Annotated in this window: 30 protein-coding genes; 15 read left to right on the top strand and 15 right to left on the bottom strand. The window is 64.6% G+C overall.

The genetic code is table 11. The annotated features are described in order from the left end of the window. The first annotated feature begins 11 nt into the window (after nucleotides 1-11). From QX124_RS05080 to QX124_RS05065, 4 genes are all read left to right on the top strand, one after another. Nucleotides 12-722 carry a hypothetical protein gene (locus tag QX124_RS05080; RefSeq protein WP_315739103.1) on the top strand — a complete coding sequence of 237 codons (711 nt, stop codon included), beginning with the start codon at nucleotides 12-14 and terminating at the stop codon, nucleotides 720-722. Beyond that, nucleotides 722-2014 carry an MFS transporter gene (locus tag QX124_RS05075; protein ID WP_315796524.1) on the top strand — a complete coding sequence of 431 codons (1293 nt, stop codon included), beginning with the start codon at nucleotides 722-724 and terminating at the stop codon, nucleotides 2012-2014. The genes QX124_RS05080 and QX124_RS05075 overlap by 1 nt, the downstream gene beginning before the upstream one ends. Before the next feature lie 116 nt (nucleotides 2015-2130). Then, complete coding sequence (locus QX124_RS05070; protein ID WP_315782868.1) at nucleotides 2131-2793, top strand: YqcI/YcgG family protein; 663 nt, start codon at nucleotides 2131-2133, stop codon at nucleotides 2791-2793. Next, nucleotides 2790-3116 (top strand): cupin domain-containing protein, encoded by a 327-nt coding sequence (locus QX124_RS05065; protein WP_315796523.1) that lies wholly within the window; start codon nucleotides 2790-2792, stop codon nucleotides 3114-3116. The genes QX124_RS05070 and QX124_RS05065 overlap by 4 nt, the downstream gene beginning before the upstream one ends. Before the next feature lie 2 nt (nucleotides 3117-3118). On the opposite strand, the gene QX124_RS05060 is transcribed toward QX124_RS05065, so the two are convergent. Then, nucleotides 3119-3307 carry a hypothetical protein gene (locus QX124_RS05060; RefSeq protein WP_315782872.1) on the bottom strand — a complete coding sequence of 63 codons (189 nt, stop codon included), beginning with the start codon at nucleotides 3305-3307 and terminating at the stop codon, nucleotides 3119-3121. On the opposite strand from QX124_RS05060, the gene QX124_RS05055 reads away from it, so the two are divergent. Both QX124_RS05055 and QX124_RS05050 read left to right on the top strand, forming a co-directional pair. Beyond that, nucleotides 3288-3518 carry a hypothetical protein gene (locus QX124_RS05055; RefSeq protein ID WP_315739109.1) on the top strand — a complete coding sequence of 77 codons (231 nt, stop codon included), beginning with the start codon at nucleotides 3288-3290 and terminating at the stop codon, nucleotides 3516-3518. The two genes, QX124_RS05060 and QX124_RS05055, sit on opposite strands and share 20 nt — an antisense overlap. Nucleotides 3519-3742: 224 nt before the next feature. Further along, nucleotides 3743-3976, top strand: coding sequence for a DUF6894 family protein (locus QX124_RS05050; RefSeq protein WP_315712992.1), 234 nt, complete (start codon nucleotides 3743-3745; stop codon nucleotides 3974-3976). 221 nt (nucleotides 3977-4197) lie between these two features. Here QX124_RS05050 and QX124_RS05045 read toward each other — a convergent pair whose 3' ends face one another. Then, on the bottom strand, nucleotides 4198-5253 hold the full coding sequence (locus tag QX124_RS05045; protein WP_315796522.1) for a hypothetical protein: 1056 nt from the start codon (nucleotides 5251-5253) through the stop codon (nucleotides 4198-4200). 231 nt (nucleotides 5254-5484) lie between these two features. Here QX124_RS05045 and bamA point away from each other — a divergent pair, with 231 nt between their 5' ends. Further along, nucleotides 5485-7809: an outer membrane protein assembly factor BamA gene (bamA, locus tag QX124_RS05040; protein ID WP_315796521.1), complete on the top strand. Its 2325-nt coding sequence runs from the start codon at nucleotides 5485-5487 to the stop codon at nucleotides 7807-7809. Between the two features lie 36 nt (nucleotides 7810-7845). On the opposite strand, the gene QX124_RS05035 is transcribed toward bamA, so the two are convergent. Beyond that, nucleotides 7846-8262 (bottom strand): hypothetical protein, encoded by a 417-nt coding sequence (locus tag QX124_RS05035; protein WP_315796520.1) that lies wholly within the window; start codon nucleotides 8260-8262, stop codon nucleotides 7846-7848. A gap of 249 nt (nucleotides 8263-8511) precedes the next feature. Here QX124_RS05035 and QX124_RS05030 point away from each other — a divergent pair, with 249 nt between their 5' ends. After that, nucleotides 8512-8868 (top strand): hypothetical protein, encoded by a 357-nt coding sequence (locus tag QX124_RS05030; RefSeq protein ID WP_315796519.1) that lies wholly within the window; start codon nucleotides 8512-8514, stop codon nucleotides 8866-8868. 68 nt (nucleotides 8869-8936) lie between these two features. On the opposite strand, the gene QX124_RS05025 is transcribed toward QX124_RS05030, so the two are convergent. After that, the gene (locus QX124_RS05025) at nucleotides 8937-9536 is read right to left on the bottom strand and encodes a DUF6456 domain-containing protein (RefSeq protein ID WP_315796518.1); all 600 of its coding nucleotides are present in this window, start codon (nucleotides 9534-9536) and stop codon (nucleotides 8937-8939) included. A gap of 52 nt (nucleotides 9537-9588) precedes the next feature. Continuing rightward, entirely contained in the window at nucleotides 9589-10119 is a 531-nt protein-coding gene (locus QX124_RS05020) for a GcrA family cell cycle regulator (protein ID WP_315771519.1), read from the bottom strand. Between the two features lie 150 nt (nucleotides 10120-10269). On the opposite strand from QX124_RS05020, the gene QX124_RS05015 reads away from it, so the two are divergent. The 3 genes from QX124_RS05015 to QX124_RS05005 all read left to right on the top strand — a co-directional run bounded on the left by QX124_RS05015 (nucleotide 10270) and on the right by QX124_RS05005 (nucleotide 13311). After that, entirely contained in the window at nucleotides 10270-10887 is a 618-nt protein-coding gene (locus QX124_RS05015; RefSeq protein WP_315739119.1) for a helix-turn-helix transcriptional regulator, read from the top strand. Between the two features lie 804 nt (nucleotides 10888-11691). Beyond that, nucleotides 11692-12819: a hypothetical protein gene (locus QX124_RS05010; protein WP_315796517.1), complete on the top strand. Its 1128-nt coding sequence runs from the start codon at nucleotides 11692-11694 to the stop codon at nucleotides 12817-12819. Nucleotides 12820-13035: 216 nt separating this feature from the next. Continuing rightward, entirely contained in the window at nucleotides 13036-13311 is a 276-nt protein-coding gene (locus QX124_RS05005) for a hypothetical protein (RefSeq protein WP_315796626.1), read from the top strand. A 95-nt stretch (nucleotides 13312-13406) separates the two neighbouring features. Here the strand turns inward: QX124_RS05005 and QX124_RS05000 are convergent, their stop codons facing one another. Next, nucleotides 13407-14381 (bottom strand): quinone oxidoreductase, encoded by a 975-nt coding sequence (locus tag QX124_RS05000; protein WP_315796516.1) that lies wholly within the window; start codon nucleotides 14379-14381, stop codon nucleotides 13407-13409. 200 nt (nucleotides 14382-14581) lie between these two features. On the opposite strand from QX124_RS05000, the gene QX124_RS04995 reads away from it, so the two are divergent. The 3 genes from QX124_RS04995 (at nucleotide 14582) to QX124_RS04985 (ending at nucleotide 16871) form a co-directional block, all read left to right on the top strand. After that, nucleotides 14582-14842: a hypothetical protein gene (locus tag QX124_RS04995; protein WP_315756174.1), complete on the top strand. Its 261-nt coding sequence runs from the start codon at nucleotides 14582-14584 to the stop codon at nucleotides 14840-14842. A 195-nt stretch (nucleotides 14843-15037) separates the two neighbouring features. Then, a complete protein-coding gene (locus QX124_RS04990) occupies nucleotides 15038-15361 on the top strand; it encodes a multidrug efflux SMR transporter (protein WP_315796515.1) in 324 nt (107 codons plus the stop codon). Nucleotides 15362-16649: 1288 nt separating this feature from the next. Beyond that, nucleotides 16650-16871, top strand: coding sequence for a hypothetical protein (locus tag QX124_RS04985; protein ID WP_315741029.1), 222 nt, complete (start codon nucleotides 16650-16652; stop codon nucleotides 16869-16871). Nucleotides 16872-16917: 46 nt separating this feature from the next. Here the strand turns inward: QX124_RS04985 and QX124_RS04980 are convergent, their stop codons facing one another. The 9 genes from QX124_RS04980 to phnG are packed head-to-tail and all read right to left on the bottom strand — an operon-like array spanning nucleotide 16918 to nucleotide 23877. After that, nucleotides 16918-17529: a pyridoxamine 5'-phosphate oxidase family protein gene (locus QX124_RS04980; RefSeq protein WP_315796625.1), complete on the bottom strand. Its 612-nt coding sequence runs from the start codon at nucleotides 17527-17529 to the stop codon at nucleotides 16918-16920. Beyond that, on the bottom strand, nucleotides 17507-18148 hold the full coding sequence (gene phnN, locus QX124_RS04975; RefSeq protein ID WP_315796514.1) for a phosphonate metabolism protein/1,5-bisphosphokinase (PRPP-forming) PhnN: 642 nt from the start codon (nucleotides 18146-18148) through the stop codon (nucleotides 17507-17509). Before phnN ends, QX124_RS04980 begins: the two co-directional genes overlap by 23 nt. Continuing rightward, a complete protein-coding gene (locus tag QX124_RS04970) occupies nucleotides 18145-19302 on the bottom strand; it encodes an alpha-D-ribose 1-methylphosphonate 5-triphosphate diphosphatase (RefSeq protein ID WP_315756178.1) in 1158 nt (385 codons plus the stop codon). The genes phnN and QX124_RS04970 overlap by 4 nt, the downstream gene beginning before the upstream one ends. A gap of 15 nt (nucleotides 19303-19317) precedes the next feature. Then, nucleotides 19318-20016, bottom strand: coding sequence for a phosphonate C-P lyase system protein PhnL (phnL, locus tag QX124_RS04965; protein ID WP_315796513.1), 699 nt, complete (start codon nucleotides 20014-20016; stop codon nucleotides 19318-19320). Nucleotides 20017-20035: 19 nt separating this feature from the next. Beyond that, nucleotides 20036-20830 (bottom strand): phosphonate C-P lyase system protein PhnK, encoded by a 795-nt coding sequence (phnK, locus tag QX124_RS04960; RefSeq protein WP_315771529.1) that lies wholly within the window; start codon nucleotides 20828-20830, stop codon nucleotides 20036-20038. After that, nucleotides 20823-21707, bottom strand: coding sequence for an alpha-D-ribose 1-methylphosphonate 5-phosphate C-P-lyase PhnJ (locus tag QX124_RS04955; protein WP_315796512.1), 885 nt, complete (start codon nucleotides 21705-21707; stop codon nucleotides 20823-20825). The genes phnK and QX124_RS04955 overlap by 8 nt, the downstream gene beginning before the upstream one ends. Then, nucleotides 21704-22807, bottom strand: coding sequence for a carbon-phosphorus lyase complex subunit PhnI (locus tag QX124_RS04950; protein WP_315796511.1), 1104 nt, complete (start codon nucleotides 22805-22807; stop codon nucleotides 21704-21706). Before QX124_RS04950 ends, QX124_RS04955 begins: the two co-directional genes overlap by 4 nt. 3 nt (nucleotides 22808-22810) lie before the next feature. Beyond that, a complete protein-coding gene (phnH, locus tag QX124_RS04945) occupies nucleotides 22811-23422 on the bottom strand; it encodes a phosphonate C-P lyase system protein PhnH (protein WP_315796510.1) in 612 nt (203 codons plus the stop codon). Continuing rightward, nucleotides 23422-23877: a phosphonate C-P lyase system protein PhnG gene (phnG, locus tag QX124_RS04940; protein WP_315796624.1), complete on the bottom strand. Its 456-nt coding sequence runs from the start codon at nucleotides 23875-23877 to the stop codon at nucleotides 23422-23424. Before phnG ends, phnH begins: the two co-directional genes overlap by 1 nt. A gap of 118 nt (nucleotides 23878-23995) precedes the next feature. On the opposite strand from phnG, the gene phnF reads away from it, so the two are divergent. Next, entirely contained in the window at nucleotides 23996-24721 is a 726-nt protein-coding gene (gene phnF, locus QX124_RS04935) for a phosphonate metabolism transcriptional regulator PhnF (protein WP_315796509.1), read from the top strand. Nucleotides 24722-24725 lie beyond the last annotated feature (4 nt).

Here is a 24725-nt window from a genome sequence, read left to right as displayed (position 1 = left end):
GAGTTCACGTGATGTCGCGCAACCTGGACGGCCGATACAAGACGATCGCCTCGCCATGGGACGACTACACCGTCTACAGCTTTTCCGACGCGTCGGAGATCGAGCTGCCTGATCGGCAGCCGATCATGGATGCGATGAATTCGATCATTGCCATTAACTGGAAAGCAATCGAACCCCATTGGACCGCGGCCTCATCGCCGTTCAACAGCAAATACGGCCTCGTTCTAGTCTACGATCACATCGGACTGGTCGCGTTTTCGGTCTATCGCGTGATGACCATCGCGCAGCGGCTGGCCATCTATCGCAGTGGAACCGAAGTACTACCCGCACATCAGGGTCGTGGCCTGTATGGGTTCTTTACGTCGCAGATCCTCAAGCATCCTGGGTCGGCCACGCCCGGCGAAGAAATTCTTTACGGATGGCGTACGCGCAACCCGATCGTGTGGGCTGCCAACGCCAAGATCTGCGAGAGGGTCGCGCCGTCGCTGCTCGATGAGGCGGCGGATGCGGAGTTGCAGGCCGCCTGCGTCGAGATGTGCGCGACGATCTATCCGGGCAAGCCGCTCGAGGTGCCCCGCATGATCATGCGCGGCGCCTACGGACACATCCAGCATATCAGGCAAGACTATCACGGCAGGGCCTCGCTGGTCGAGACCGCGATGTCGCGGATCATCCCGGATTCCGCCGACGCCCTGTTCTCCGTCGGCTATGCGAGGGTGTGATGGCGGCGCTCGGACAACAAGCGGTCGCGTCCTCTTCGCTCCGGTTCTTCGATCGCGCCTATGTTGCGTGGGGAACGGTCGCGTTTGCCTACGCCGTCGCCTTCCTGCAGCGGATGTCGCCGCAGACCGTGGGCCTCGACTTCATGCCCGACTTCGGCACCGACGCCTCCGGCGTCGCGATGCTCGCCTCCAGCTACTTCTGGGGCTACACCTTGATGCAGATCCCCGCGGGCGTTCTGGTCGACCGCTACGGTGTGAAGCGTGTCGTCCTGTGCAGCATGACGGCGTCGGTGCTCGGCAGCGCCGCCTTCGCGCTGTCGCCTACCCTGTTCGACGTCTTCGTCGCACGCGTGGTCGTGGCGTGCGGCGACGCGCTGGTGTTCACGGCGCTGCTGAAGCTCGTCGCGCAGAACTTTTCCGACCAGCGTTTCGGCCTGATGTCCGGCATCTCCCAGGTGTCGGGCTATGTCGGCGGCGTCCTCGCCACGACCCCGCTCGCCGCTGCGGTCAGCGGCTTCGGCTGGCGCGCCTGTTTTCTCTTCATCGCCTGCGTCGGCGTCGCGAACTTTGCCTGCGCGTCCGCGACCTTGAAATCCGCACCTGCGAACTACACCAGCCGGACGCTGAAGAGCGTCCTGGTCACAAGCTGGCATGCGCTCGGATCGGCCGCGACGTGGGGCTGCGCCATGAGCTTCGCTGCGCATTTCGCGGTCGTGACCACGCTTGCCGGGGTGTGGGGCATCCCGATGGTCGCGCATTATTTCGGCATCTCGCCGTCAGCGGCCGGAGGCCCTCTGCTCGCCTTCATGGTCGGCAACGCCATCGGATCGATCTTTCTCGGCCATGCCGCCGACCGGATGCAGTCGCTCAATGCAGCCCTGATTTCCATCACCCTGCTGCGCATGCTGCTCGTCGTGATGCTGTTGCCGGCACTGGCGCACAGCTTCGGCTTCTTCTATGTCGGCGCGGTGTTCGCCGTGCTCGGTCTGGTGGCCGGGGGCACCGTGCCGCTGATCCTGAAAAGCACGAAGCATCTCTACACGGCGGAGCGCATCGGCGTCGGCGCATCGATCAATACGACAGCCGCCGGCATTTTTGCCGGGCTGGCTCAGCCGGCGATCGCCTTTGCCATGGTGACTGCAAGCGGCCTCGACCCCGACATCGGATCAAGCCTGCGCAGTGCCGCCAGCGATTCCGGCTACGCAGCCCTGATCGAGATTCTTCTCCTGATGTCGCTTCCTGGACTCCTTGGGCCGCTGATGATGAGGCGCGAATTGATACTTCGTACTTAAGCATAAGAACAGAGAGGGTCAGTATGTCGCGTTTGTATTTGAGAAGGGACGAAGTCCGATCCGGCCATCAGGCCGGCACCTGGCAGAGCGTCCTGTTTTCGGAATTCGAGGCTCAGATGAGCAGCGAAGCAAGACCCTTTCCGTGCGTATTCGGCGTCGCGGGCTATCGTCACGATCAGCTTCGTTATCTGTTTCTCGACCCCATCGACATCGACGTGCTCGGCCAGCAGCTCGCCTTGTTCGTCTCGGAGAGCCGCTCGCACGGGCCCAACACCTCGCTGGTGCTGTTCACGCGCCCGCGCCCGGTCCAGACCATCGACTCCTACTACAAGAAATTCTGGCACATCCTCGATCAGCTGGCGCGCGTCGACAGCCAGCCGTGGCCCGCCGAAATTCCCGAGACCGTCGATCATCCGATGTGGGAGTTCTCGTTCGCCGGGGAGCCGATCTTCGTCGTCTGCAGCACGCCCGCACATGTGATGCGGCAAAGCCGCCGATCGAGCGCATTCATGCTGACCTTCCAACCGCGCTGGGTGTTCGAACGGATGCTCGGCACGGACGAGGCGGCGGCCAAGGCCTTCGGCGAGGTGCGCAAACGGCTGGTCCCGTTCGACACGACGGCGCCTTCGCCCCAGCTCGGACGCTACGGCAATCCGGAGGGTCGGGAGTTCAAACAGTACTTCCTCTACGACGACAACCAGCCGCCGCCGGCCTGTCCCTTCCACAAGCTGGCGCAGACCAAGCCATCGTCCATTACAGACAAGGAGCAGGCTGCATGACCCAGATCATCGCTGGAACCAAGACCAGCTTCGCGATCGATCCCGACATCCTGGCGCTGTTGCCGACGCAGGGCTGCATCGAGCTGCAGCACGATGCAGCCGGCAAGGTTCACGCCTTCCATACCCACCCCGTCGACGAAATCCTCGTCGTGATCAAGGGACGGCTCACGTTTCGTTGGGAAGGCGGCGAGCGCATCTGTACCGCCGGCGACAAGATCCTGTTGCCGGCCGGGACGCTGCACGAATCGGAAGCGCTGGATGATGCAATCTACGCGATCGCTACGCGGCCACCCGCAACCATTGCATGCAATCGGGAGGGATGAGGTCAGGACAGAGGGCGGTCGGTCTCCGAAAGGGCGTCTGCGGTCAACCGCTCGACTATCTCGATCACCTCGATGCGCTGGCCCGGAGCCAGCTTCAGGAACGCCTTCAGCAGACGAAGGCTTTCCACGGCTTCGCTCGATGGGGCTCCGAGCTTCGTGTGCAGCTCCGCGATGAATGTTGAATTCTTCATCTCGCACCTTTGGCAGGAAACGGTAATGCCAGTCCTTAGCAAACGTGAAGGCCTTGCACGCAAGGTAGATACTGCAGCAATCGAGGCTGAAAGTCTCGGTCTGACGACTGCGACCCTGATCCTCAGGATGGCCCGCCTGGAAATCGACCGTGCGGAACCCGATGAGGTTGAAAGTATGCCAGGGAACAACTCTCGCAGCAAGCCGAACTGACCGGTGGGTTGATTTCGGCGTCACAATTTGGGTCTTCTGGCAGTTTCTGGCTGACGATACCAGTGGAAACGGTCGTTTACCGAACAATGCGCGGGGATTACGGCAGCGGTAAGCTTGTCCTCCACATTAGAGGTCTTCTATAGTTTGCTTTGGGGGAAGAATGGGTTGCGGATCCCGCTCGGGCTCCGTGCCCACTCCCGCCACACAGCGGCTGCAGGAAGACCATGCGCACTTATTATTTCGATATGAAGGATGGCATTCCGACCAGAGACCGGACCGGCTTGGAATTTGCGACGAGTGCGGGGGCGATCGAGCACAGCCGGGATTTAGCCCGGCGACTCCGGCACGACCCGCGCATCACCGACCGCAGGCTGTCCATCGTCGTCGTCGACGAATCTGGCGCGGAGGTTCACCGTGAGCCGGTTTATCCGGCTGCAGTGAAGGCCAGCCTGTCCTGATTTTTTCATAGGCGTGCCAGCAGAGACTGCGCGTTGACTACTTTTTCTACTTTTCGTAGAGGAAACGAAAAGCCGAACAACCCTTGAGTGTGTATGTTGGGCGCGCGATCAGGCCGCTTCGGCATCAAGAGCGCCCTGAGTGTCAGCCCCCGCCGCTCCGCTCGACCGGCTCTCCCCTTCCCCCGGCCGCCAACGAACGCCACCGCTGCGTCACCGACGGCCTATTGCTGCTTCTCCCAGAACGAGAGCAGGCCCTGCGAGGCCGAGCCGCCGATCACGCAGGGGATGCCGACGGCGACCTGCCCCAGCGCCGCAGCCGAGACGCAGCCGAGCGCAAGGGCACCGACGCCGAGCTGTCCCCAGAAATCCATGTTGCGCCGGGCGTCAGAGCCCTTGGTCTTCAGCTCCTCGACCGCGGCGACGGCATCCTTGCGGACGGCGCCGAGCTGCACCGTATCGGCGGCCTCAACCACCTCCCTGAGCGGCTCCTTGACCGGTCCCGACTGCCGCGCCAGCTCCTCCCGGAGATAGTCGCGCAGGCTGGCATCGCGCACCGAGTAGCTGGCAAGCGTATAGCGCGCCATGCTACCGATGGTCAGCTTGTCGACCGTGTCGCGGCTCTTCGACCATGGCAGCATCTGCACGATGCGCTGGATCGGCACGCGCGAGCCGGTCGCGAAGTAATAACCCCAGAGGATGTCGAGCAGATCCTGGTGGGTCGCGTAGCTGAGCCGCGTGTCGAGCTTGCGCTCCTCCTTCTTGAACGGATTCTGCGTCAATGCGGCACGCAGCTTGTCCATCACGCCAGGCTTCGTTTCCTCCAATGGGACGTCCATCAAGGTCGGCTGTGCGCCGCTGAGATAGCCGTCGATCATCACGCGGCGGCCCGGCATCTTCGGCGCGACCCTGCGCATGAGATTGCGCCAATCCGGCAGACCTGAATAAGCGATGGCACGCACGACCACCCACTCCTCCTCGGGAGGCACGGGAAAGAAGCTGTTGACGAGTTGTTCGGCCTTGGCGGGATTGGAGCCGATCGCCCCCGCGATGAAGCCGAGATAGATGCCCGCGTTCTCCGGCTCCTTGAACGTCTGCGAGTGGAACAGCACCCGCACCGCCGCCGGCACATGGGCGTAGTCAGGTTTGGTGCGATAGTTGTATATCCAGTTCTGGACGACACCGAGCGACGCGCGCGGGTCGATCTCTGGGACGACCGCAGCAGCAAGGGCTGATTGAACGAAGGTGCAAGCGATGAGGGCCAAGGCGATCGCGCGCATGGTCAGCTCCCGACAAACGTTCGCCGCATCAGCATCTGCTGGCGCGTACGGATGAGGACGATGCTGCACGCCGTTTGAATCGACTCTGCGTCAATTCTGCGGCCGCGCTCGATTCCCTGCCGGTCACCCTTCGCAGGCGTGATCGCAGGCCGCCAAGTCTCCACGGCTTCGACATGATTTGGCCGCCCACCGGCTCTTGCATCCCGGCATGACGAGCAGGCAGATGCGCGCATGTTGACCGCCAAAGACAGCCGTCACCGTGGAGACAGCAGATCGCGACATGTCGCATTGATCGTTGCGACGCTGTTGGTGGTGACGTCCGCGCCGCCGGCCGTGGCGGCCGAAGCCCTTGTAGTACACGGCAATCGGCGCGTCGATGCCGACACCGTGCGATCCTATTTCCACACTGACGCCAACGGGCGCTACGACGCCGCCGCGCTCGACGCCGGCCTGAAGGCGCTGGTTGCGACCGGGCTGTTCGACGACGTGAAGATCAGCCGCGCCGACGGACGGACCGTGGTCCGCGTCTCGGAAGCAAAAGTGCTCGATCGCGTCGCCTTCGAAGGTAACAAGAAGGTGAAGGATGCGGAGCTCACGGGCGCGGTGCTATCAAAGCCGCGAGCCGGCCTGCAGCGCGCAGCCGTCCAGGGCGACGTCGCCCGCATCATCCAGACGTACCATCGCGCTGGACGCGACGACATCCGCGTCGTCCCGGAGATCATCGATCGCGGCAACGACCGCGTCGATCTCGTCTTCACCATCACCGAAGGCAAGAAGACGCCGGTCAGGGCGATCAACTTCACAGGCAATCGCGCCTATGGCGCCCGACAATTGCACGCGGTGATCAAGACCTCGGCCACCAACGTGCTGAGCTTCGTGACCGGCGGCAACGTCTACGACGCAGATCGCGTCAACGAGGACCGCGAGCTGCTGCGACAATATTATCGTAACCACGGCTACGCCGATGCCGAGGTTTCCAATGTGAGCGTCGACTATGACGCGGCAAATAGCGGCTACAACCTCACCTTTGCGATCGAGGAAGGCGGACTCTATAAATTCGCCGCAGTCGACGTCTCCTGCAACGTGCAGGGGCTGGCGTGCGACCGCCTGCGCACATCCTTGCTGGTGCAGCAGGGCGACACGTTCGACCAGAGCAAGATCGACAAGACCTCCGAAGTCCTGGCGGCTGAACTTGGCAAGCTCGGCTTTCCGTTTGCGCAGGTCGAGCCCAGGATCAATCGGCATGCGCAGGATCGGCTGGCCGACGTCATCTTCCAGATCGAGCAGGGACGACGGAGCTATGTCGAGCGCATCGATATCCACGGCAACACGCGCACGCACGACGACGTGATCCGGCGCGAGTTCGACGTCAGCGAAGGCGATGCCTACAACAGGACGCTGATCGACCGCGCCGAACGTCGCCTGCGCAACCTCAACTACTTCAAGACCGTCAAGATCTCGACGCGGCCGGGCTCGGCCAGGGATCGCGTGGTGGTGGATGTCGAGGCAGTCGATCAGGCGACCGGCGACTTCAACGTCTCGGGCGGCTATTCGTCCACGGACGGATTGCTCGCCGAGGTGAAGATCGGTGACCGCAACGTGCTCGGCACCGGCAACACTGCGCAGGCCACCTTCACCTACGGCCAGTTCGCGCGCGGCGCCAGCCTGTCCTTCACCTCGCCCTACGCCCTCGGTCGAACGACACCTGGCATGGAGCTGTTCGCGCGACAGAGCATGGTCAGCACGTTCCAATCCTTCGGCAGCAATACCTATGGCGGAGCCCTCACCCTGGGCATGCCGGTCAGCGAGCAGACTGCCATGCTGTGGCGCTATTCGCTCTACGACCAAAGGGTGGTGCTCGCGCCGGGGATTTCGCCGGCGGCGGTGTCCCTGCCGGTCCGCCAAGCGGTCGCGGCCGGACGGCAGACGGTGTCCTCGCTCGGCAATACCGTCACCTACAGCACCCTCGACAACAACAAGACGCCGACCAGCGGCATTCGCTCACAGTTGACGCAGGATCTCGCCGGCCTCGGCGGCGACGTTCGCTTTTTGCGGACCACGGGCGACGTCCGCTACTATCGGTCCATCAACAGCGACCTGACCGGCATGGTGCGCGCGCAAGGCGGCTATATCACCGGATGGGGTGGCCAGCAGGCGCCGCTGCTCAACAGCTTCTTCGGCGGTCCCACCATGGTGCGCGGCTTCGCGCCGGGCGGCTTTGGGCCGCGCGATCTGACGCCAGGATCGACGATGGACAATGTCGGCGGCAGCCTGTTTTGGGCGACCACGGCGGAGCTGCAGGGCAACATTCCTGGATTGCCGCAGGAATACGGCCTGCGTGCATCGGCCTTCGTCGACGCAGGAACCGTGTTCGGCTATCGCGGCCCGACCCAGAATGTCCAGGTGGCAAACAGGAACGTGCTGCGCTCCTCGGTCGGCGTCGGCATGACCTGGGCATCGCCATTCGGACCGCTCACGGTCGACTATGCGGTCCCGATCAGCAAGGCGGCGTACGACGTCGTGCAGCCGCTCCGTTTCAGCGCCGGCGGCTTCTGAGCCGACACCGCAACATCGACGGAGCGCCGCGTCACGTCAGTACGGACTGTAGTAGTAACCGGGCGGGCCGTAATACGGGCGAACATAATATGGCCGCGGTGCGTAGTACACCCGCGGCGGCCCGTAATAGCCGGGTCCGGGATAATAGCCGGGCCCATAGTAATAGTAGTCGTCGTGCTGATGCGCGGCGATTGCGCCGATGGTGCCGATCATTGCCCCCATGATGGCCAAGCCGGCGGCTGGATTGCCCCTGTAGACGCGGCGATAGCGCCGGCGAGCGCTGAGATCGGTCAAATCGCCGGCTGTCGCCGTCGCGACCGCCGACTTGTTGGCCGGACCCGCCGGCCGCGCATGGGCTGGCGCCGGCGCGCTCGCCACCACGGCGATGGCCGCGACGGCCGCAATCGCGATTTTTCCACCGGCCGAAGGAGATCGATATTTCCCGCTGAACATGGCATCACCCTTCACTTCACTCGTTCCCAGATACAACATGTCCGGGCGTGCAGCTTGACCTGTGTCAACTCAGGACCAACCCGGCCATCCGGCGGCACGTACGCATCCCGCAATCGCGCTTAGACGCGACGTCACGCCCCCTGGTTCAACCCACCGCCGCATCGATTTCTGCGAACCGATGGCCGCCCGTCGGGAACCAATGGCTGCACACCGACGCCGTCCATCATGCCATCGGCAACAGGAGTCCTCATGCCTTCCAGACTGACACGCCCGATCTTCATCACCCTCGCCACACTGTCGCTCGCTGCCTCGATGGCGAAGGCCGGCGACAGCGCGACCTCGCTGTTCAAGGTGGTGACCGTCAAGGACGAGATCGTCATCGGTCTCAATAGCGACGAGTTGGCGACGATCGGCGGCAGCGATGCCAGCGCCGTTGCGCGCGCACTGGCGCAGAAAGGCGACCTCGCGGCCTGGCAGTACAACGTTCATCGCGGCCCGAACGGCGAGCTGCAGATGACGCCTTCGGCCAAGATCGGTTTGCTGTCGCATGCCTCGCTGCGCGTCGAGCCCTACAGCACCACTTATGTCGTGACGCCGCATCCCTGAGGGAAAACGATTGTCCGACCGGCGCTCGTACCCGTCGACGACGGTACGAGCGCCGGTCGTGCCGGCCGTTAGCTCTCGCCCCGACGGCCCGATCGCACGGCCCCATCGCATTTCCTGGCGATCCTGTCGGTGGAAAACCCGTAGACCACGGCCAGCCGGTCCAGGCACTCCTTGAAGCGCCGGGCGAAATAATCATTCCAGCGCTGGCTGGCGAGCCCCCGCTTGTGTCCGATCTGCTCCATGGTCAGGCCGTGCACCAGGACGTCATGGGTGATCGCCGCCCCGTCGGCGCCGAGCTCGCGCTCGGCGCGGTTGAGCCGCAGCACCGCCTGCCTCTGGCTTTCGGTGACCGGCTCGCGCCCACGGGCGCCGTCGACGTGCTCGCGCGAGGGATCGATCGCCTGCGGGCCCCGCTCGGCCCGCTCCCAATCATTCTGGAACGCCCGTCCGGCCCGGTATTGGGCGTCATCCAGCTGCTTGTGCGCGTGCAGCCGGCCGAGCGGGTCGCTGCGGACCGATCGCAATGCGACGATCTTATCGCCGGGCTCAAGCGCCAGCGGATCGTCGATCTCTACGGGAATCACGTCTGCATTTCGCGGCAGGTCGTGACCTCTCCGGTCGTGGGTCTTGGACATGCGATGGGGCTTGCTGCGTCTGGGGCGCGCCATGTCTCGTCTCCGGAAAATGGATGGGGTCAGTTCGGGTCGGGTTTGCCGCGCTCTACGCGGCGGCGACCAGCCGCAGGATCAAAGGGCCGGCGGAGCGCACGGCAGTCTCCTCGGGCGGAAGCCGCGTGAGATGGTAATGCGGCGTGCAGTAGCAGGAGCCGGGCTGGCGCGGATGACCGCAGAAGGTGATGGGATCGTCGTCCCGGTCGCCTCCATAGGGGTAGCGGCAATCGTTGCGTTCGAGCTGGTCGAGGGACAGCAGGCGCGGGCTGAGGCCGACGCAGCGCAGCCTGACCGGCGCGGCAGGCTTCGGCGGGGACGGCATCGGCCACGCCGCCGCGTCCGGGCTACGCCGCCGGGTTCGGGTCGCCGCGGACATCGGCCGGGGCTCGGATCGAGCGGCTTTCGGCCCGCCCGGCGCCACCAGCCCGATCCGCTTGCCGCGGCCAAGCGTCGCGTTCCGCGTATAGGCGGTTCCGAACTGCGCATTGAGGGCGCGCGCGATCTCGGCATAGGACCGCCCCTGGGCATGAAGCTCGCACAGCATTTTGGAATGTTGGTCTGGCCAATCGGTGGATTGCATTCTCGCTCTTCCTTCTGGGTCGGGGCCGCCGGACCCGCCGGCTCCACCCGACGGCCAAATCTTCCGATATTCCGAACAAAAAGTCAAGCTTGAGTTCTGATTATTCGAAACATATAATCCCTTCCGAGATTCGCAAAAGAGGTCAAAGCCATGTTGGACGTCGCCATGATCGAGCGTGCACTCGAGAAGCCAGGAAAGACGAAAGGAGGGTTGGCCCGCGCCATGGGCGTGCGGCCGGGGGCGGTCTCCGAGATCCTCGGCGGCCAGCGCCTGATCAAGGCGGCCGAGATTCCGCTCATTACGGAGTATCTCGAGCTCAATTCGGTCCCCGTCATGGGACGGGTCGGCGCCGGCTCGGTGATCGAGCCGGATTACGAGCAGGTGCCGGTCGAGGGCCTCGGCGAGGTCGCCCTGCCCTTCCCGATCTCCGAGGAGACCATCGCCTTCGAGGTCTCCGGTGATTCGATGCTGCCGAAATATGAGAATGGCGACGTGATCGTCGTCTACCGCGAGCAGCGCCACCCGCTGTCGAGCTTCTACGGCGAGGAGGCGGTGGTGCGCCTCAAGTCCGGCGAGCGCTACCTGAAGACGATCGAGCGCGGCAAATCGCCGTCCGTGGTCAATTTGAAGAGCTTCAACGCCAAGCCGATCGTCGGCGTCAAGCTGGATTGGATCGGCGAGATCTTCGTCACCCTGCCGCGCGGCCAGATCTCGCGGATCCGCGCCAAGGCGGCCGCCAAGTCGCGCGCCCGCGCGGCGAACAAGTAAGACTCGAGACCGGATGCGGGGGACGCCGAGGCGCTCCCCCTCCATCCCCCCTCCAGGCCCCCTCCAGGGAAGGGTGGGCACCGCGCCTGTTGCGCCGTCGTGATCAACAATTCTGAGCGACATATGGGGATGTGCGTCCATAGCCTCGCGGCGCCCCAGGCGTCCGAGTGATACAGTGGTCTCACCCTCTTCAAACGAGAGGGGGCAGGGAAGGCCGGACCTCGACTGAGGCCCGTGGCCCGCCTGCTCAAAAAATGCAGGCGGCAGGTACCACAGGTCCAGCCGGAACGATCCGGCCCTCCCTGCGCGATGGTTTTCACGGCTGCTTCGCGTTCTCCCCGGTGCGCCGGGCTTGTTGGTCACCGTCACCCACGCGGCGCTGTCAGCGCCGGCGCAGGCTTGATACCGGCATCGGAGTATCAGGACCACGCGACTTGACCGTACGAGCCGGTGTTGTTCGTCTGCGCGAATGACCACGCTGCAAACCGGCTCGCCCATCACTCCCCGCCTCCACGTGTCGTGACGACCGCGATACGCCCCTCTTCATGAGGCGGGATGCGCGTAGACAATCATGAATTCTGAAAAAGAGAAAGAAGAATTTTTCGGCCCGGCGGGCCAGACCGGGGCAATGCGTTGAAGCCTCGCCCAAAACAAGCGTTTCCGCACACGTCGTCTGCAGGCGATCGAATGCCATGAACGGACCATCGTGCGGGCGCATCGACCCTGATTTGCCCGACGGGCATGACGCCTTGCCACCAGCCGCGCCCGGCGCCCGGATCAGTCCTCGACCCGCAGCTCATCGCCATGGACGTAGCAGTCGGCATTCGGAGGCGGCGGTGGGACAGGCTGGTCTTCCGCTATCTCGGCTCCAAGCGGGGGACCCGCCCCGACGATCCAGGGGCTGCCAGCGAGCCGGACCTGCTGCGCCGTCGCCTCATCGCCGATATCCGGCCGACGTTGCCGACGTCGCGCAAGCGGATTGATCCCGATCAACGACCAGGCGCCGCGCCGGAGCAAACTTATCTTCAACCTGTGGCTGCACAGGCAGGATATGGGGGAAACGCCATGCGGAGATATCTTCTTGCCTTTACCTTGGTGATCGCCGCACTCGGCTTCACGTCGTCGGCGCGTGCGGGATGCTGGCCGAACGAAAACTTCCACCTCGTGTGCTGGCTGGATACCTATGGGACGGCGTGCGAAGCGCACCACGCGCTGACCAGCGTCAGAGCCGTGCTGTATCCAGAGCCGCGCTACTCGTACTATGAATTCGAGGTTTCGCACTGGTGGACGGCCCACAAGACCGTGGCCTGTCCGCCGAATCAAAAGACGACGTTCAGCGGTGTCTGGGACCGGGAAACCGGAAAGGCGGAGGAAACGGCGACCACCGGCATTTCGTCGGTGACCAGGCGAGTCTATTGCAGCAACAATCCCTGGACGGGCCAGGGGCCGCCGACGGTGCCGATCTGCTCATATCCGGCCGATGATCCGAACGTGGGACTGCCCGTCACCTCGGCGATGCTCACGCAAAGCCAGCGAGACGATCTGCTTCGCGTTCAGGAGCCGTTGCATACCCGTTGCCAGCAGATCAAGCCACTCGAGGACGAGGTGTCGTGGCTGAACGGCCGCCCCATCGTCGAGGTGGTCGCGTCCCATCATGAATATCAGAAGCTCGAATGGCATCTGTGGTTCATGGACTTCGGCGAGTTCGGACCGTGGCATGAGGTCGCGGCACCGAAGCCGAAGGGCCCCTTGATCTGGAAGGGCACGACCTATACCGAGCGCCGCATTGCGACATCGAGGCACAGATATTGGCTGAACAAGCCCGGCCGCTGGAAGGTGGTTGCGAAGCCGAAGCCGACAGCGGCGGCGGCGCAGGGGATCCCGATCAGCGTGACCACCGAATGTCCCGGCGCGACGTTCAACGTGCAGTGATGGGCGACGACGCGGTCCTCATGGCGTACAGGAACATGCTTCCGCACGCCACGTCACATCGCCTGGACTATTTCTGTGCTGATGCCGGTGTGGTCACGGCCGCGCAGGCTGGGGATGGAGTCGGTGAGGCGAGGGTGGACCGAATCAGCCTTGACAAAATTCTGATTTAAAGAAATAATGGAGCATCACAGTCAGCCGAAGGCGAACTGGCGCTCCATGCAGTATTTCGTCGTGATGATCGACTACGGCCGGCGCGGACGCGAGGCCGTGGTCGATCCTGAAATGACCCGGCGCGACGTCGTTGCGCGTATCGCGTCGGGGGAATACTCGAACGTCAGCTTCATCCACGAGATCGTCGACCGGTCGGTTGCCGACATCACGGCCGATATCATGTCCGAAGCCGCCCTGCCCGAGATCGATGGGCGGGACGCCGACCTGCAGGCGGTCCAGTTCGATCACCTTCGCGATCTGCGCAAGCACGAGCAGGTTTGACCGGACTGCGCCGGCCCGTGTCGCACGCCGCGCCAACGAAACGGGTGAGCCTGCGTCTGCAACAGGCTCACCTCGGACGGATGCCTCAAACCAAGTCAAACCAGAAAGACGGTCGAGCCGGTCGTCTTGCGCGCCGCGAGATCGGCGTGTGCCCGGGCCGCGTCCTTGAGCGGATAGGTCTGATTGACCTCGATCTTCACCGCGCCCGACTTGACCACGTCGAACAATTCGTTGGCCATCGCGACCAGGCTTTCACGCTTGGCCGCGTAGGTGAACAGCGTCGGCCGGGTCACGAACAGCGAGCCCTTTTGGGCGAGCAGCCCGAGATTGAGCGGATCGACGGCGCCCGAGGACTGGCCAAACAGCACGGCGTAGCCGAGCGGCGCGAGGCAATCGAGCGACTTCAGGAACGTGTCCTTGCCGACGGAGTCATAGACGACAGGCACCTTCTTGCCGCCGGTGATCTCGCCGACGCGCGCGACGAAGTCCTCGCGCGTATAGACGATGGTATGCTCGCAGCCATGCGCCCTGGCCAGTTGCGCCTTGTCGTCGCTGGATACCGTGCCGATGACGGTGGCACCGAGGTGCTTGGCCCACTGGCTGAGGATGAGGCCGACGCCGCCGGCGGCGGCATGCAGCAGGATGGTCTCGCCCGCCTTGACGCGGTAGGTCTGCCGGATCAGGTACTGGGCGGTCAGGCCCTTGAGCATCATCGCCGCGGCGGTCTTGTCATCGATGTCATCGGGCAGCTTCAGCAGCAGCGCGGCCGGCATCAGCCGCGCCTCTGAATAGGCGCCGAGCGGCGACGAGCCGTAGGCGACGCGGTCGCCCACCTTCAGGTCCGTCACCCCTTCGCCCAGTTCCTCGATCACACCGGCGCCCTCGCTGCCCAGTCCGCTCGGAAGCTGGACCGGATAGAGCCCGGAGCGATTGTAGATGTCGATGAAGTTGAGCCCGACCGCCGTATGGCGGATGCGCGCCTCGCCGGGGCCGGGCTTGCCGACCTCGATCTGCTCCCAAGTGAGGACCTCGGGACCGCCGGTCTTGTGGAAACGAATGGCGTTCGTCATGGGTTGTCATCCTCCCTGTCGGATTGCGCGACGCCGCGCCGGCGCCCTTGCGGGCCGTTCGAGCCCTTGTTCTTCCGCGGCCGAACCTCGGTCATCCGTAGCCGCTGTCGGCTCGGTTTGGCAATCGGCTTTGCCAGCCGGCACAGGAACAACGTTCGCCGTTCCAGCGTTCATGGGCCATAGCGTGGAGTCCGAGCCCCATGCCGCCCAAACGACGCAGCGCAGCGATCTATCTGGCCATCCTGATCGAGTTGGCCTGCCACACCTTCATGGGCATCGCCATGGGGCTCGGCTTCGCCTTCGCGCTGACCCAACTGGATGCGTTCGGCATCTCGACCCTGATCGCCCATAGTCTCGATCCGCACGTGACGTTCGTGATCTTCGTCGGTGTGTTGACGCTGTCCTTTGCTGTCGGCGCGACGCTGACGGGATTCGTATTCACGATGATGGAGGAGAGATAGACCCGACGCACGCCGATGACTGCGTGGCGCTCGCAGCTGTCATATGCGCGTCGCGCAAACCATGCAGATGGACGGCAGGTTCGACCGGCGCGGAGATGACGAAATGGCCGGACTGCTGGGTGCAGGCGATCCGCGGCTTCGCGAGGCCGGCCTCGGATCCGTGGGCGATGTCACGCCGTTGGGTGCACGGCCCTCATGAACGGCTGGCTTGCTCTGTTCGCGGCTGGAGCTCTCGAGATCATCTGGGCGCTCGGCCTGAAGCATTCCGACGGATTGACGCGCTTCTGGCCCAGCGTCGCCACCATGATCGCCATTCTGCTCAGCTTCGCGATGATGTCGCTCGCGCTGCGCTCACTGCCGTTTGGCACCGCCTATGCGGTATGGACCGGGATCGGCGCGGCCGGGAGCATCCTCGCCGGCATGATCCTCTACAGCGAGCCGGCGGATCCGACGCGGCTGTTCTGCCTCACGCTGATCATCACCGGCATGATCGGGCTGAAGCTGAACTCGCCGGTCTGACACGGGCGACGATCTCCGGCAGGATCGCGAGAGTTCGACGCTGCCGAACACGGCGAGGGCGAGCACGAACGGCAGCAGGTGATAGAGCGCGCGGAAGATCAGCAGCGCCGCGAGCAGCCGCTCCTGATCGCCGCCCAGGCCCAGCAGGATCGTTGCATCGAACAGGCCGATGCCGGCCGGGGCATGGCTGGCAAATCCAAGCAAGGTCGCGGCAATGAAGACCGCCATCAACCGCGCGAGATCGATGCCGAGTTCCGCCGGCATGAGGACGTACATTGCCAGCGCCGCGGTGCTGAGCTCGACCAGTCCGACCAGGATCTGCAGCAGCACAGCGGGCCCGGACGGCAATCGAACGGGCCAGCGGGCGCTTCGCCGCCCCGGCCAGCTCCACACGACGAAGGCGGCAACGGCGCAAAGCAGTGCCGCGGCAACGAGACGGTTGAGCGCCGGCGGCCAATACTCCACCCATCCGAAGGCGTCCGGATCAATCATCAAGCTCAGGCCGAGCGCGGTGAGATTTCCGAGCCAGAAGGTCAGTCCGGTGAGGAAGCTGATATTGGCGATGTCGATCGCACCGAGCCGGTACGGCGCGTAGATCCGATATCGAACCAGCGGTGAGATCAACGCGACCGCGCCGATGCCGTGCGCAATCGGGTAGCTCGTGAAGCTGCCGAGCGCGGCCGCGCGATAGGGAATGTCCCGCCGGCCAATCGTCCGCAACGCGAACACGTCGTAGAGCGTGAGGCTGGCGTAGGAGAGGACGATGAACGCCAGCGCCATCGCGATCAGATGAAGGTCCGTGGCCTCGACGATCGACAGAACATGAGCGAAGTCGAGCTTCTTGACGGCGCGTGCCAGGACATACACGGCCACAGCCGCAATCGAGAGGCTCAGGGCCAGTCCGCCCAGGCTGCGCAACCAGATTCTGCGGTTCGACTGCAGCGGCGAAACGTCGGTCAGGTCAGCCATTCAACGTGTTTCGTTTCAAACATGCGCCGGCCGATTCGAGCAGGACGATGGCGCCGTTTGACACACCGATGTGACAGAGGCGTTACCGTTGTGCGCCGCCCACACACCTTAATTATCTGTTAACGCCGGACGATCGTTCACCGCTACCAACACGGCGAGCTGCAATGCAGCACCACATTCGCGATCATTCAAATTTGAATTAATCGCCGGCGGGTTCGAGCGTAATGACGTGAACCGTATCAGTACGGATGCATGAAGGTCGCATCTTCGTCACGCGGACTTTCTAAGACGGGTGCGGGACGTCAACATTCGAGGCAGCATGAACGCGGAAATCGAACACGAGCTCACGCCGGACCAATGGGAGACGCTGAAGGCGCTTCGCATTCCCGCGCGTGAACGCCGCAGGCTGAACGGCGTGATTGTCGACGAGCTCACTGCATTTGGACTCGTCGCAATCGACAATGGCGCCGCGACGCTCACCGTCGCCGGGCGCAAGGTTCTCATCAGAGGATCCTCACGCCTGCTCGACGTCGCAGCCTGATCTTTCGGAGCCCGGCCTTCCCTTTTCGAAGAGCCGCGCGCCGAATTCACCACAAGGATTTCCGCGCGCGCTCGGGCCACTCGCGATCGTACGCCGCGCCGTCGATATCGTTGGCCGTCATCGCCGCAAGAATCTGTCCCGGCGTCGGCAGTTGCTGCGGGTCGACCCGCTTGCCCGGGTTCCAGAGATCGGCACGAACGATCGCGCGGGCACATTGGAAGTAGATCTCTTCCACCGTCATGACCAGGACGGAGCGCGGCAGCTTGCCTTCCATCCGGAACGACTCCAACAGATCGGGAGCCGTCGACAGATGACCGTGTCCGTTCACACGCAGCGTATTGCCCGATCCCGGAATCAGGAACAGCAGACCGATCCGCGGATCACGCACAATATTGCGCAGGGAATCCACGCGATTGTTGCCGCGGCGATCCGGCATCATCAGGGTCTTGTCATCGTGGATACGGATGAAGCCGGGAAGATCGCCGCGGGGCGAACAGTCGAGACCTTCAGGACCGCAGGTCGCGAGCGCCACGAACGGCGACTTCTCGATCATGATCCGGTAGTGCGGCGTCACGCGATCTGCCACCTTCGCCGTCGATGCGAGCCCCGTCTCGCCATAGATCGCCTCGAGCTGCTCAATCGTGGTGATGACCGACATGGCCGCGTCCTCCCTTGGAGCCGATCGGTTCTGCGTCAATCGGCCGCTTGATGATTTCCGCAAGCCTGTGACCGTGCGGCTCGGGATCGCCGACATTGACGATCGTTATGTCCGCCACGGCGTCTTCGCTCACCGCGCGGTGAAGGCGCTCGCCGATGTCGCCGTCGCTCGGACGGTGCCGCTTGCCGAGCCGTTCGGCGAGAACATCCGCCGGCGCAGTGATGGCGACGACGATGACGTCGGCATAGTCCCGGCGCGCGGCGGGAATAATCGTTCGCGAGACGTTCACGACCACGGTGCGGCCGGCCAGGATGTCATCCTTGATCGCGCGCGGCACGCCGTAGTCATGTCCGTGGGCCTCCCAATGCAGCGCGAACTCACCGGCGCCGAGCGCCTCACGAAAAGCGGACGCGCTCATCTCGAGATTGTCCTCGAAAGCCGAGGCCTCGCGCGTGACGATCCGCCGCGGAAAAACGATCCGGTCATCGCTGGCGCATTCGCGGCGCGCCACGTTGAGCAAGGTGTCCTTGCCCGCGCCGCTCGGCCCGACCACCAGGATCAGGCGGCCGGGACCGAGCTTCTCGGATGTCTTCGCCGATGCAACCTCGGTTCCGCTCATGCCACCCGCTGCCCTTCCCGCCAGACGCTGCGCACGACCGACAACTGGCCCGCGACATGAACGCGGATCAAGTCCGCACGCTTGCCTGCGGCGATCTCGCCGCGATCATGCAGGCCGACGGCATCGGCGGGCGCCTTGGTGACGGTGCGGACGGCTGCGGCAAGATCGATGGAAGGCACCCGCTGCGGCAATTGCAGCGCGCCCATCAGCAGGCTCGACGGTACGTAGTCCGACGACAGAATGTCGAGCAGGCCCTCGCGCGCGAGGTCCACGGCGGCGATGTTGCCGGAGTGAGACCCGCCGCGCACGACGTTGGGAGCGCCCATCAGGATGCTGATGCCCGCCTGGTGAAGGCCCCGCGCGGCTTCCATCGTGGTTGGAAACTCCGCGACTGCGATGCCGTCCTTGATCGCGTCCGCGACGTTCTCCTCGGTGGTGTCGTCATGACTGGCCAGGGGCACGTCATGGGTCTTCGCCAGCGCAACGATGTCGCGCATGTTCGGCGCCGCATAGGCCTGCTGATAGGCGAATCGCCGCGCGAACATCACGTCGAGCTCTGCATCGGTCTTGCCGCCGCTCTTGCCGCGATAGTAGTCGCGCAGCTTGCCTTCGTCGCGAAACTGGCGCTGCCCGGGCGTATGATCCATCAGCGACATCAGCCGCACATCCGGGCGCCCGGCCAGCTGCCGCGCCTCCTCGACTACGGTCGGCATTGGCACCTCGCAGCGCAGATGCAGGAAGTGATCGGACCGCAGCAACCCGCCGTCGCGCGCCGTCGCGATCGCATCCGCGAGCACATTGGCCTGGCCGTCGACGCCCTCGGCGCCCTCTTCGCTCCACACCCGCAGCGAATCCAGCACCGTCGTGATGCCCGCGGTCGCGAGCTGCCCGTCATAGGAAATGACGGCAGCAACGGGATCCCAGTAGACTTTCGGGCGCGGCACGAAATGCGCTTCGAGGTGATCAGTGTGCAGTTCGACCAGGCCGGGCATCAACAGGTCGCCGCCGGCATCCAGGCTGCCAACCGGCGCTGCCCCCTCGCCCAGTTCGGCGATCCGGCCTCCCGCGATCGCCACCCAGCCCTGCTCGACGACGCGGTCGGCGAGGACCAGCCTGGCATTTCCTATCACGAGATCGGACATGTTCGCGCTCATCTGCAATTTGTCCCTTTACGCCGCCGCGGCGAATGTCATGACGTCGACCATGCGATCCGCAATCTGGGCGCGGATCTCGTCATCATGCACGATCGCGAGCATCGCCACTCCGTCCTTCTTCTTCGCTGCGATCAGGTCGACCACGACCGCGCGGTTCGCCGCATCGAGCGACGCGGTCGGCTCGTCGAGCAACAGCACCGGAACTTCGGAGATGAAGCCGCGTGCGATGTTGACCCGCTGCTGCTCGCCGCCCGAGAAGGTCGATGGCGGCAGCGACCACAGCCGTTCGGGAATGTTCAGCCGTCGCAGCAGCCCACCCGCCCGCACCCGCGCATCGTCGCGCGGCAAGCCGGCCGCGAGCAGCGGTTCGGCAACGACATCGAGTGCAGGGACGCGCGGCACCGCGCGCAGGAACTGGCTGACATAGCCGATGGTCTGCCGCCTCGCATTCAGGACCAGGCGCGGCTCGGCGCCGGCGAGATTGGTCATCTCGCCCTGGTGCCGGACGCCGATGCGGCCGCCATCGCAACGGTAGTTGCCGAAGATCATCTTCAGGATCGACGACTTGCCCGCGCCCGACGGTCCCGACAACACGACGCATTCGCCCGCCTTGACCTGGAACGACACGCCGCGCACCACGGGCAGCGGTATGCCGCCCTGCAGATGCATGGTGAAGGTCTTCTCTGCATTCTCGACATCGATCATCACGGTCATCGCATTGGGCCCAATTGCATCATGGCGGCAGGATCGAGGACACGAGGAGCTGCGTGTAAGGCTCGCGCGGATCATCGAGCACCTGGTCGGTGAGACCGGTCTCGATCACCCGCCCCTCCTTCATGACCATCACACGATGAGACAGCAACCGCGCCACGGCCAGATCGTGGGTCACGACGATGGCGGCGAGGCCGAGCTCGTTGACGAGGCTGCGCATCAGATCGAGCAGGCGCGCCTGCACGGATACGTCGAGCCCCCCAGTCGGCTCATCCATGAACACGAGCCTGGGCTCGGTCACGAGATTGCGCGCGATCTGCAGCCGCTGCCGCATGCCGCCGGAATAGGTCCGCGGCGCATCGTCGATGCGGGCGACGTCGATCTCCACGCGCGCGAGCCATGACGAGGCGGTCTGCCTGATCCGGCCATAGTTATTCCAGCCGACCGCCATCAGCCGCTCGCCGACATTGGCGCCCGCCGAAACCGCCATGCGCAGGCCTTGCGCCGGGTCCTGATGGACATAGCCCCAATCGGTGCGGAACAGAAAACGGCGTTCGGCCTCCCCGAGCCCGGCAAGATCGCGCAGCACCCCGTCACGCATCCGATAGGACACGCGGCCAGCCGTCGGCGCCAGTTGCGCCGACAACATCTGCAAGAGTGTCGATTTGCCCGAGCCGGACTCGCCGACAATGGCGAGCACCTCGCCTGGATAGAGCACGAAGGAGACGTCGCGGCATGCCGCCAACCGGCCGTAGCTCTTTGCAAGCCCCTCGGCGACGAGCAGCGGCTGATCGGAGGCGCTGATCATCTCAGCCATGGGCGCTCTCCCTGTGCGGGGCGGCGCTCTGCGCGCCACGATGTCCGGACGCCTGGCGGCCCTCGCAGTAATCGGTATCGGAGCACACGAACATGCGGCTGCCCTTGTCGTCGGTCACGATCTCGTCCAGATAGGAATCCTCCGCGCCGCACAGCGCGCAGGGCGCGTCGAACTTGTAACGCGTGAACGGATGGTCCTCGAAATCCAGCGAGACGACCGGCGTATAGGGCGGAATGGCATAGATTCGCTTCTCGCGTCCCGCACCGAACAATTGCAGCGCCGGGCAATTGTCCATCTTGGGATTGTCGAACTTGGGCGTCGGTGACGGATCCATCACGTAGCGCGCATTGACCTTGACCGGATAGGCGTAGGAGGTCGCGATATGACCGAAACGTGCGATGTCCTCATAGAGCTTGACGTGCATCAGGCCATACTCGGCCAGCGCATGCATGCGGCGGGTCTCGGTCTCGCGCGGCTCGAGAAAGCGCAGCGGCTCCGGGATCGGCACCTGATAGACCAGCACCTGCCCCTCGTGAAGCGGCGCCTCGGGAATTCGGTGACGGGTCTGAATCACGCTCGCCTCTTCCGTCGACGTCGTGGTCGCGACGCCCGCGGTCTTGGCGAAGAACTTGCGAATCGAGATCGCATTTGTCGTATCGTCCGAGCCCTGGTCAATGACCTTGAGCACATCGTCGGGACCGAGAATGGCGGCGGTGACCTGCACGCCGCCGGTGCCCCAGCCATAGGGCATCGGCATCTCGCGGCTCGCGAACGGCACCTGATAGCCGGGAATCGCGATCGCCTTCAGGATCGCGCGGCGGATCATCCGCTTGGTCTGCTCGTCGAGATAAGCGAAGTTGTACGTCGGCGCGTTCATTCCGCAGCTTCCTTCAATTCAGGAGCGGCATTGGCCTCGGCGAATTCCTGGCGCAGCTTGCGCAGCAGGCCGAGCTCGGACTGGAAGTCGACATAATGCGGCAGCTTCAGATGCTCGACGAACCCGGTCGCCTGCACATTGTCGGAGTGCGACATCACGAACTCCTCATCCTGCGCCGGTGCAACCATATCCTCGCCGAGCTCGCGCGCGCGCAAGGCTCGGTCGACGAGGGCCATCGACATCGTCTTGCGCTCGCTCTGCCCGAAGGCGAGGCCATAACCGCGCGTGAAGCACGGCGGTTCGGTCGCCGACCCCTTGAACTGGTTCACCATCTGGCATTCGGTCAGCTCGACCGATCCGAGCGGCACCGCAAAGCCGATCTCCTCGGCCAAGAACTCGACCTCGACTTCGCCGAAGCGGATTTCGCCGGCAAAGGGATGGTTGCGGCCATAGCCGCGCTGGGTCGAGTAGCCGAGCGCGAGCAGAAATCCCTCATCACCGCGTGCGAGATTCTGCAACCGCAGATCACGATCGGCGGGAAAGCTCAGAGGATCGCGGGTGAGATCGCCGACCGGCGCGCCAACCTCGGCTTGCGGCGACGGCTCGATCAAGCCGTCCTGGCCGAGAATGTCGGTGACACGTGGCGTCGGCGCATTCGGCGCCTCGGCACGGGCCGGCGGCTCCGGCTCGGCGCCTGCCGCCAACTGCGGATCGAGCAGCCGATGCGTATAGTCGAAGGTCGGCCCGAGCACCTGGCCGCCGGGAATGTCCTTGAAGGTCGACGAGACGCGCCGCTGCACCCGCATCGCACCGGTGTCGACCGGCTCGGTCGCACCGAAGCGCGGCAGGGTCGCGCGGAAGGCGCGCACCAGGAAGATCGCCTCGATCAGATCACCCCGTGCCTGCTTGATTGCGAGCGCCGCGAGCTCGCGGTCGTACAGCGAGCCTTCGCTCATCACGCGATCGACGGCAAGCCCCAACTGCTCGGAGATCTGCACCAGCGACAGCTCCGGCACGTCGCGATCACCCCGGCGCTCATGCGCCAGCAGCCGGTGCGCGTTCTCGATGGCGCGCTCGCCACCTTTCACGGCGACATACATGCCTTACTCTCCTGCGGAAACGAGTCGCGTCGTCCGCGGGATGGCGACGATGGACGAGCCATCGACCAGCACCACATCGACACCACGCGGAAACAGCTTCTCATTGATCGACAGCCGCTCGAACAGGTCGGCGGGCGCGACCGTTGCACGGAACAATGTCGTCCCGTCGATGCCCGGACCGCGCAGCTTGAACGCCGGCCCTCCGGACAAGCTCGGCACCTGCAGGATCAGCGTCGTCGAGCGATCGGGGTACTCAGCACTGCCGAGCGCGAATGAATTCAGATCAGGCAGCGCTTCGGGGTCTGCCGCCACTGCAAAGCAGGCGAGCGCGGCATTGGCGACGATCGGCGCCCCGGTGTGAAACTTGAGCCAGGCGCCGACCTCGGGCGTGCCGGCGAGCGGCGCATCGAGCCAGATCGGCGTATCGTGATCGAACAGAGTCAACGCGATCGCGGCGGCACCAGGCATCAAGGACGAGGGCCGGCCGACATTGACCTCGACCTGCCGCACATTTCCCGGACGCGCCATGGCCTCCATGACGGTACGGAAGGTCGATTGCGCGGACAGGACATTGTCGGCGAAACCAGGCTGCAGATCGGAAGCGGCGGCAGCCATCAGCCTTCTCCTCGCACCATCGTATAGAAATCGACACGCGTGGCCGCAGCCTCCTCTGCGCGGTGCTCGCGCGAAGTGCGCATCTGCGCCTGCAGCGGCGCAACCACCTGCGTCTCGATCGATCGCGTGTGGCTTGATGACTGGATCATCGCGTCACACAGCGCCATCAGACGCGCCTTGGCGGCGTCGCGTCCCAGCACATAGCCGAACCCGACCTCGCCGCTCTCCAGCCGCACCGCGGCGCGCGACACCGTCGCCTCGCCGACATTGAACGGCGCTCCATCACCGCCGATCCGGCCCCGCAGCATCACGAGGCCATTCTCCGCCGGGCGCAGGTCGCGATGCTCAGGCAGCGCGAGGCTATCGAGCCTGGCGCGGATGTCCACACGCGAGGCATGCGCCAATACCCGCATCGCCGCCCTGCGCCGGTCCTGCATCGCCGTCTCGCCGTCCATCTTCATCCCGATCTTGCCGTCGCGAAGTTGTCTATGTTAATAGACAACTTCGTAACGAAGCGCCATGACTGTTTGATGACATGGACGTGATTTCGAGGCCGGAGAGCGGAGAGCCGCGATGAGCATGCAGGGCGCCGATTCGGGCGTGGCGCTGTGGCGGCGGGTGGCCGACGGCATCGAGCGCGACATCGCCGACGGCCGCTTCGCCGCCGGCACGCGCCTGCCCGGCGAGACCGAGATCGCCGAAACCTACCGCGTCAACCGTCATACGGTGCGTCGCGCGCTCGCGACCTTGGCGGAACGCGGCCTCGTGCGCGCCGAGCGCGGCAGCGGCACCTATGTCGAAGCGCCTCGTCTGTCATATCCCCTGAGATCGCGAACCAGGTTCTCCGAGATCGTGGGCGCCGGCGGGCGTGAGCCTCGTGGGCAGTTGATCGCAGCGTCCGAAGAGCCCGCGACGCGCGAACTCGCGCGCGAGCTGCGATTGAAGACAGGTGCACCGCTGGTCCGAATCGAGGCACTGCGTCTTGCCGACAAGACCCCGATCTGCGTCAGCACGTCCTGGCTGTCGTCCGAGCGATTTCCCGGGGCCGGTCACATCTTCGCGTCAGTCCGCTCGATGACGGCGCTGCTCGCGCATTACGGCATTCGCGACTATCGCCGCGGCACGACCAGGATCACGGCAGCCATCGCCGACGCAAGCGACGCCGCTCGGCTCGACCTCGCGATTGGGCGCCCGGTGCTGGTCGTCGACAGCACCGACATCGATGCCGATGCGAAGCCGCTCGTCAGCAAACGCTCGCGCTTCGCCGCGGAGCGCGTGACCTTCGAGGTCGAGAGCTAGACCA

This window comes from Bradyrhizobium sp. SZCCHNRI3043 (assembly GCF_032377735.1).
Lineage (GTDB): Bacteria > Pseudomonadota > Alphaproteobacteria > Rhizobiales > Xanthobacteraceae > Bradyrhizobium.
The sequence above is the reverse complement of the archived record's forward strand: the minus strand, read 5'-3'. Positions and strand labels throughout refer to the sequence as shown.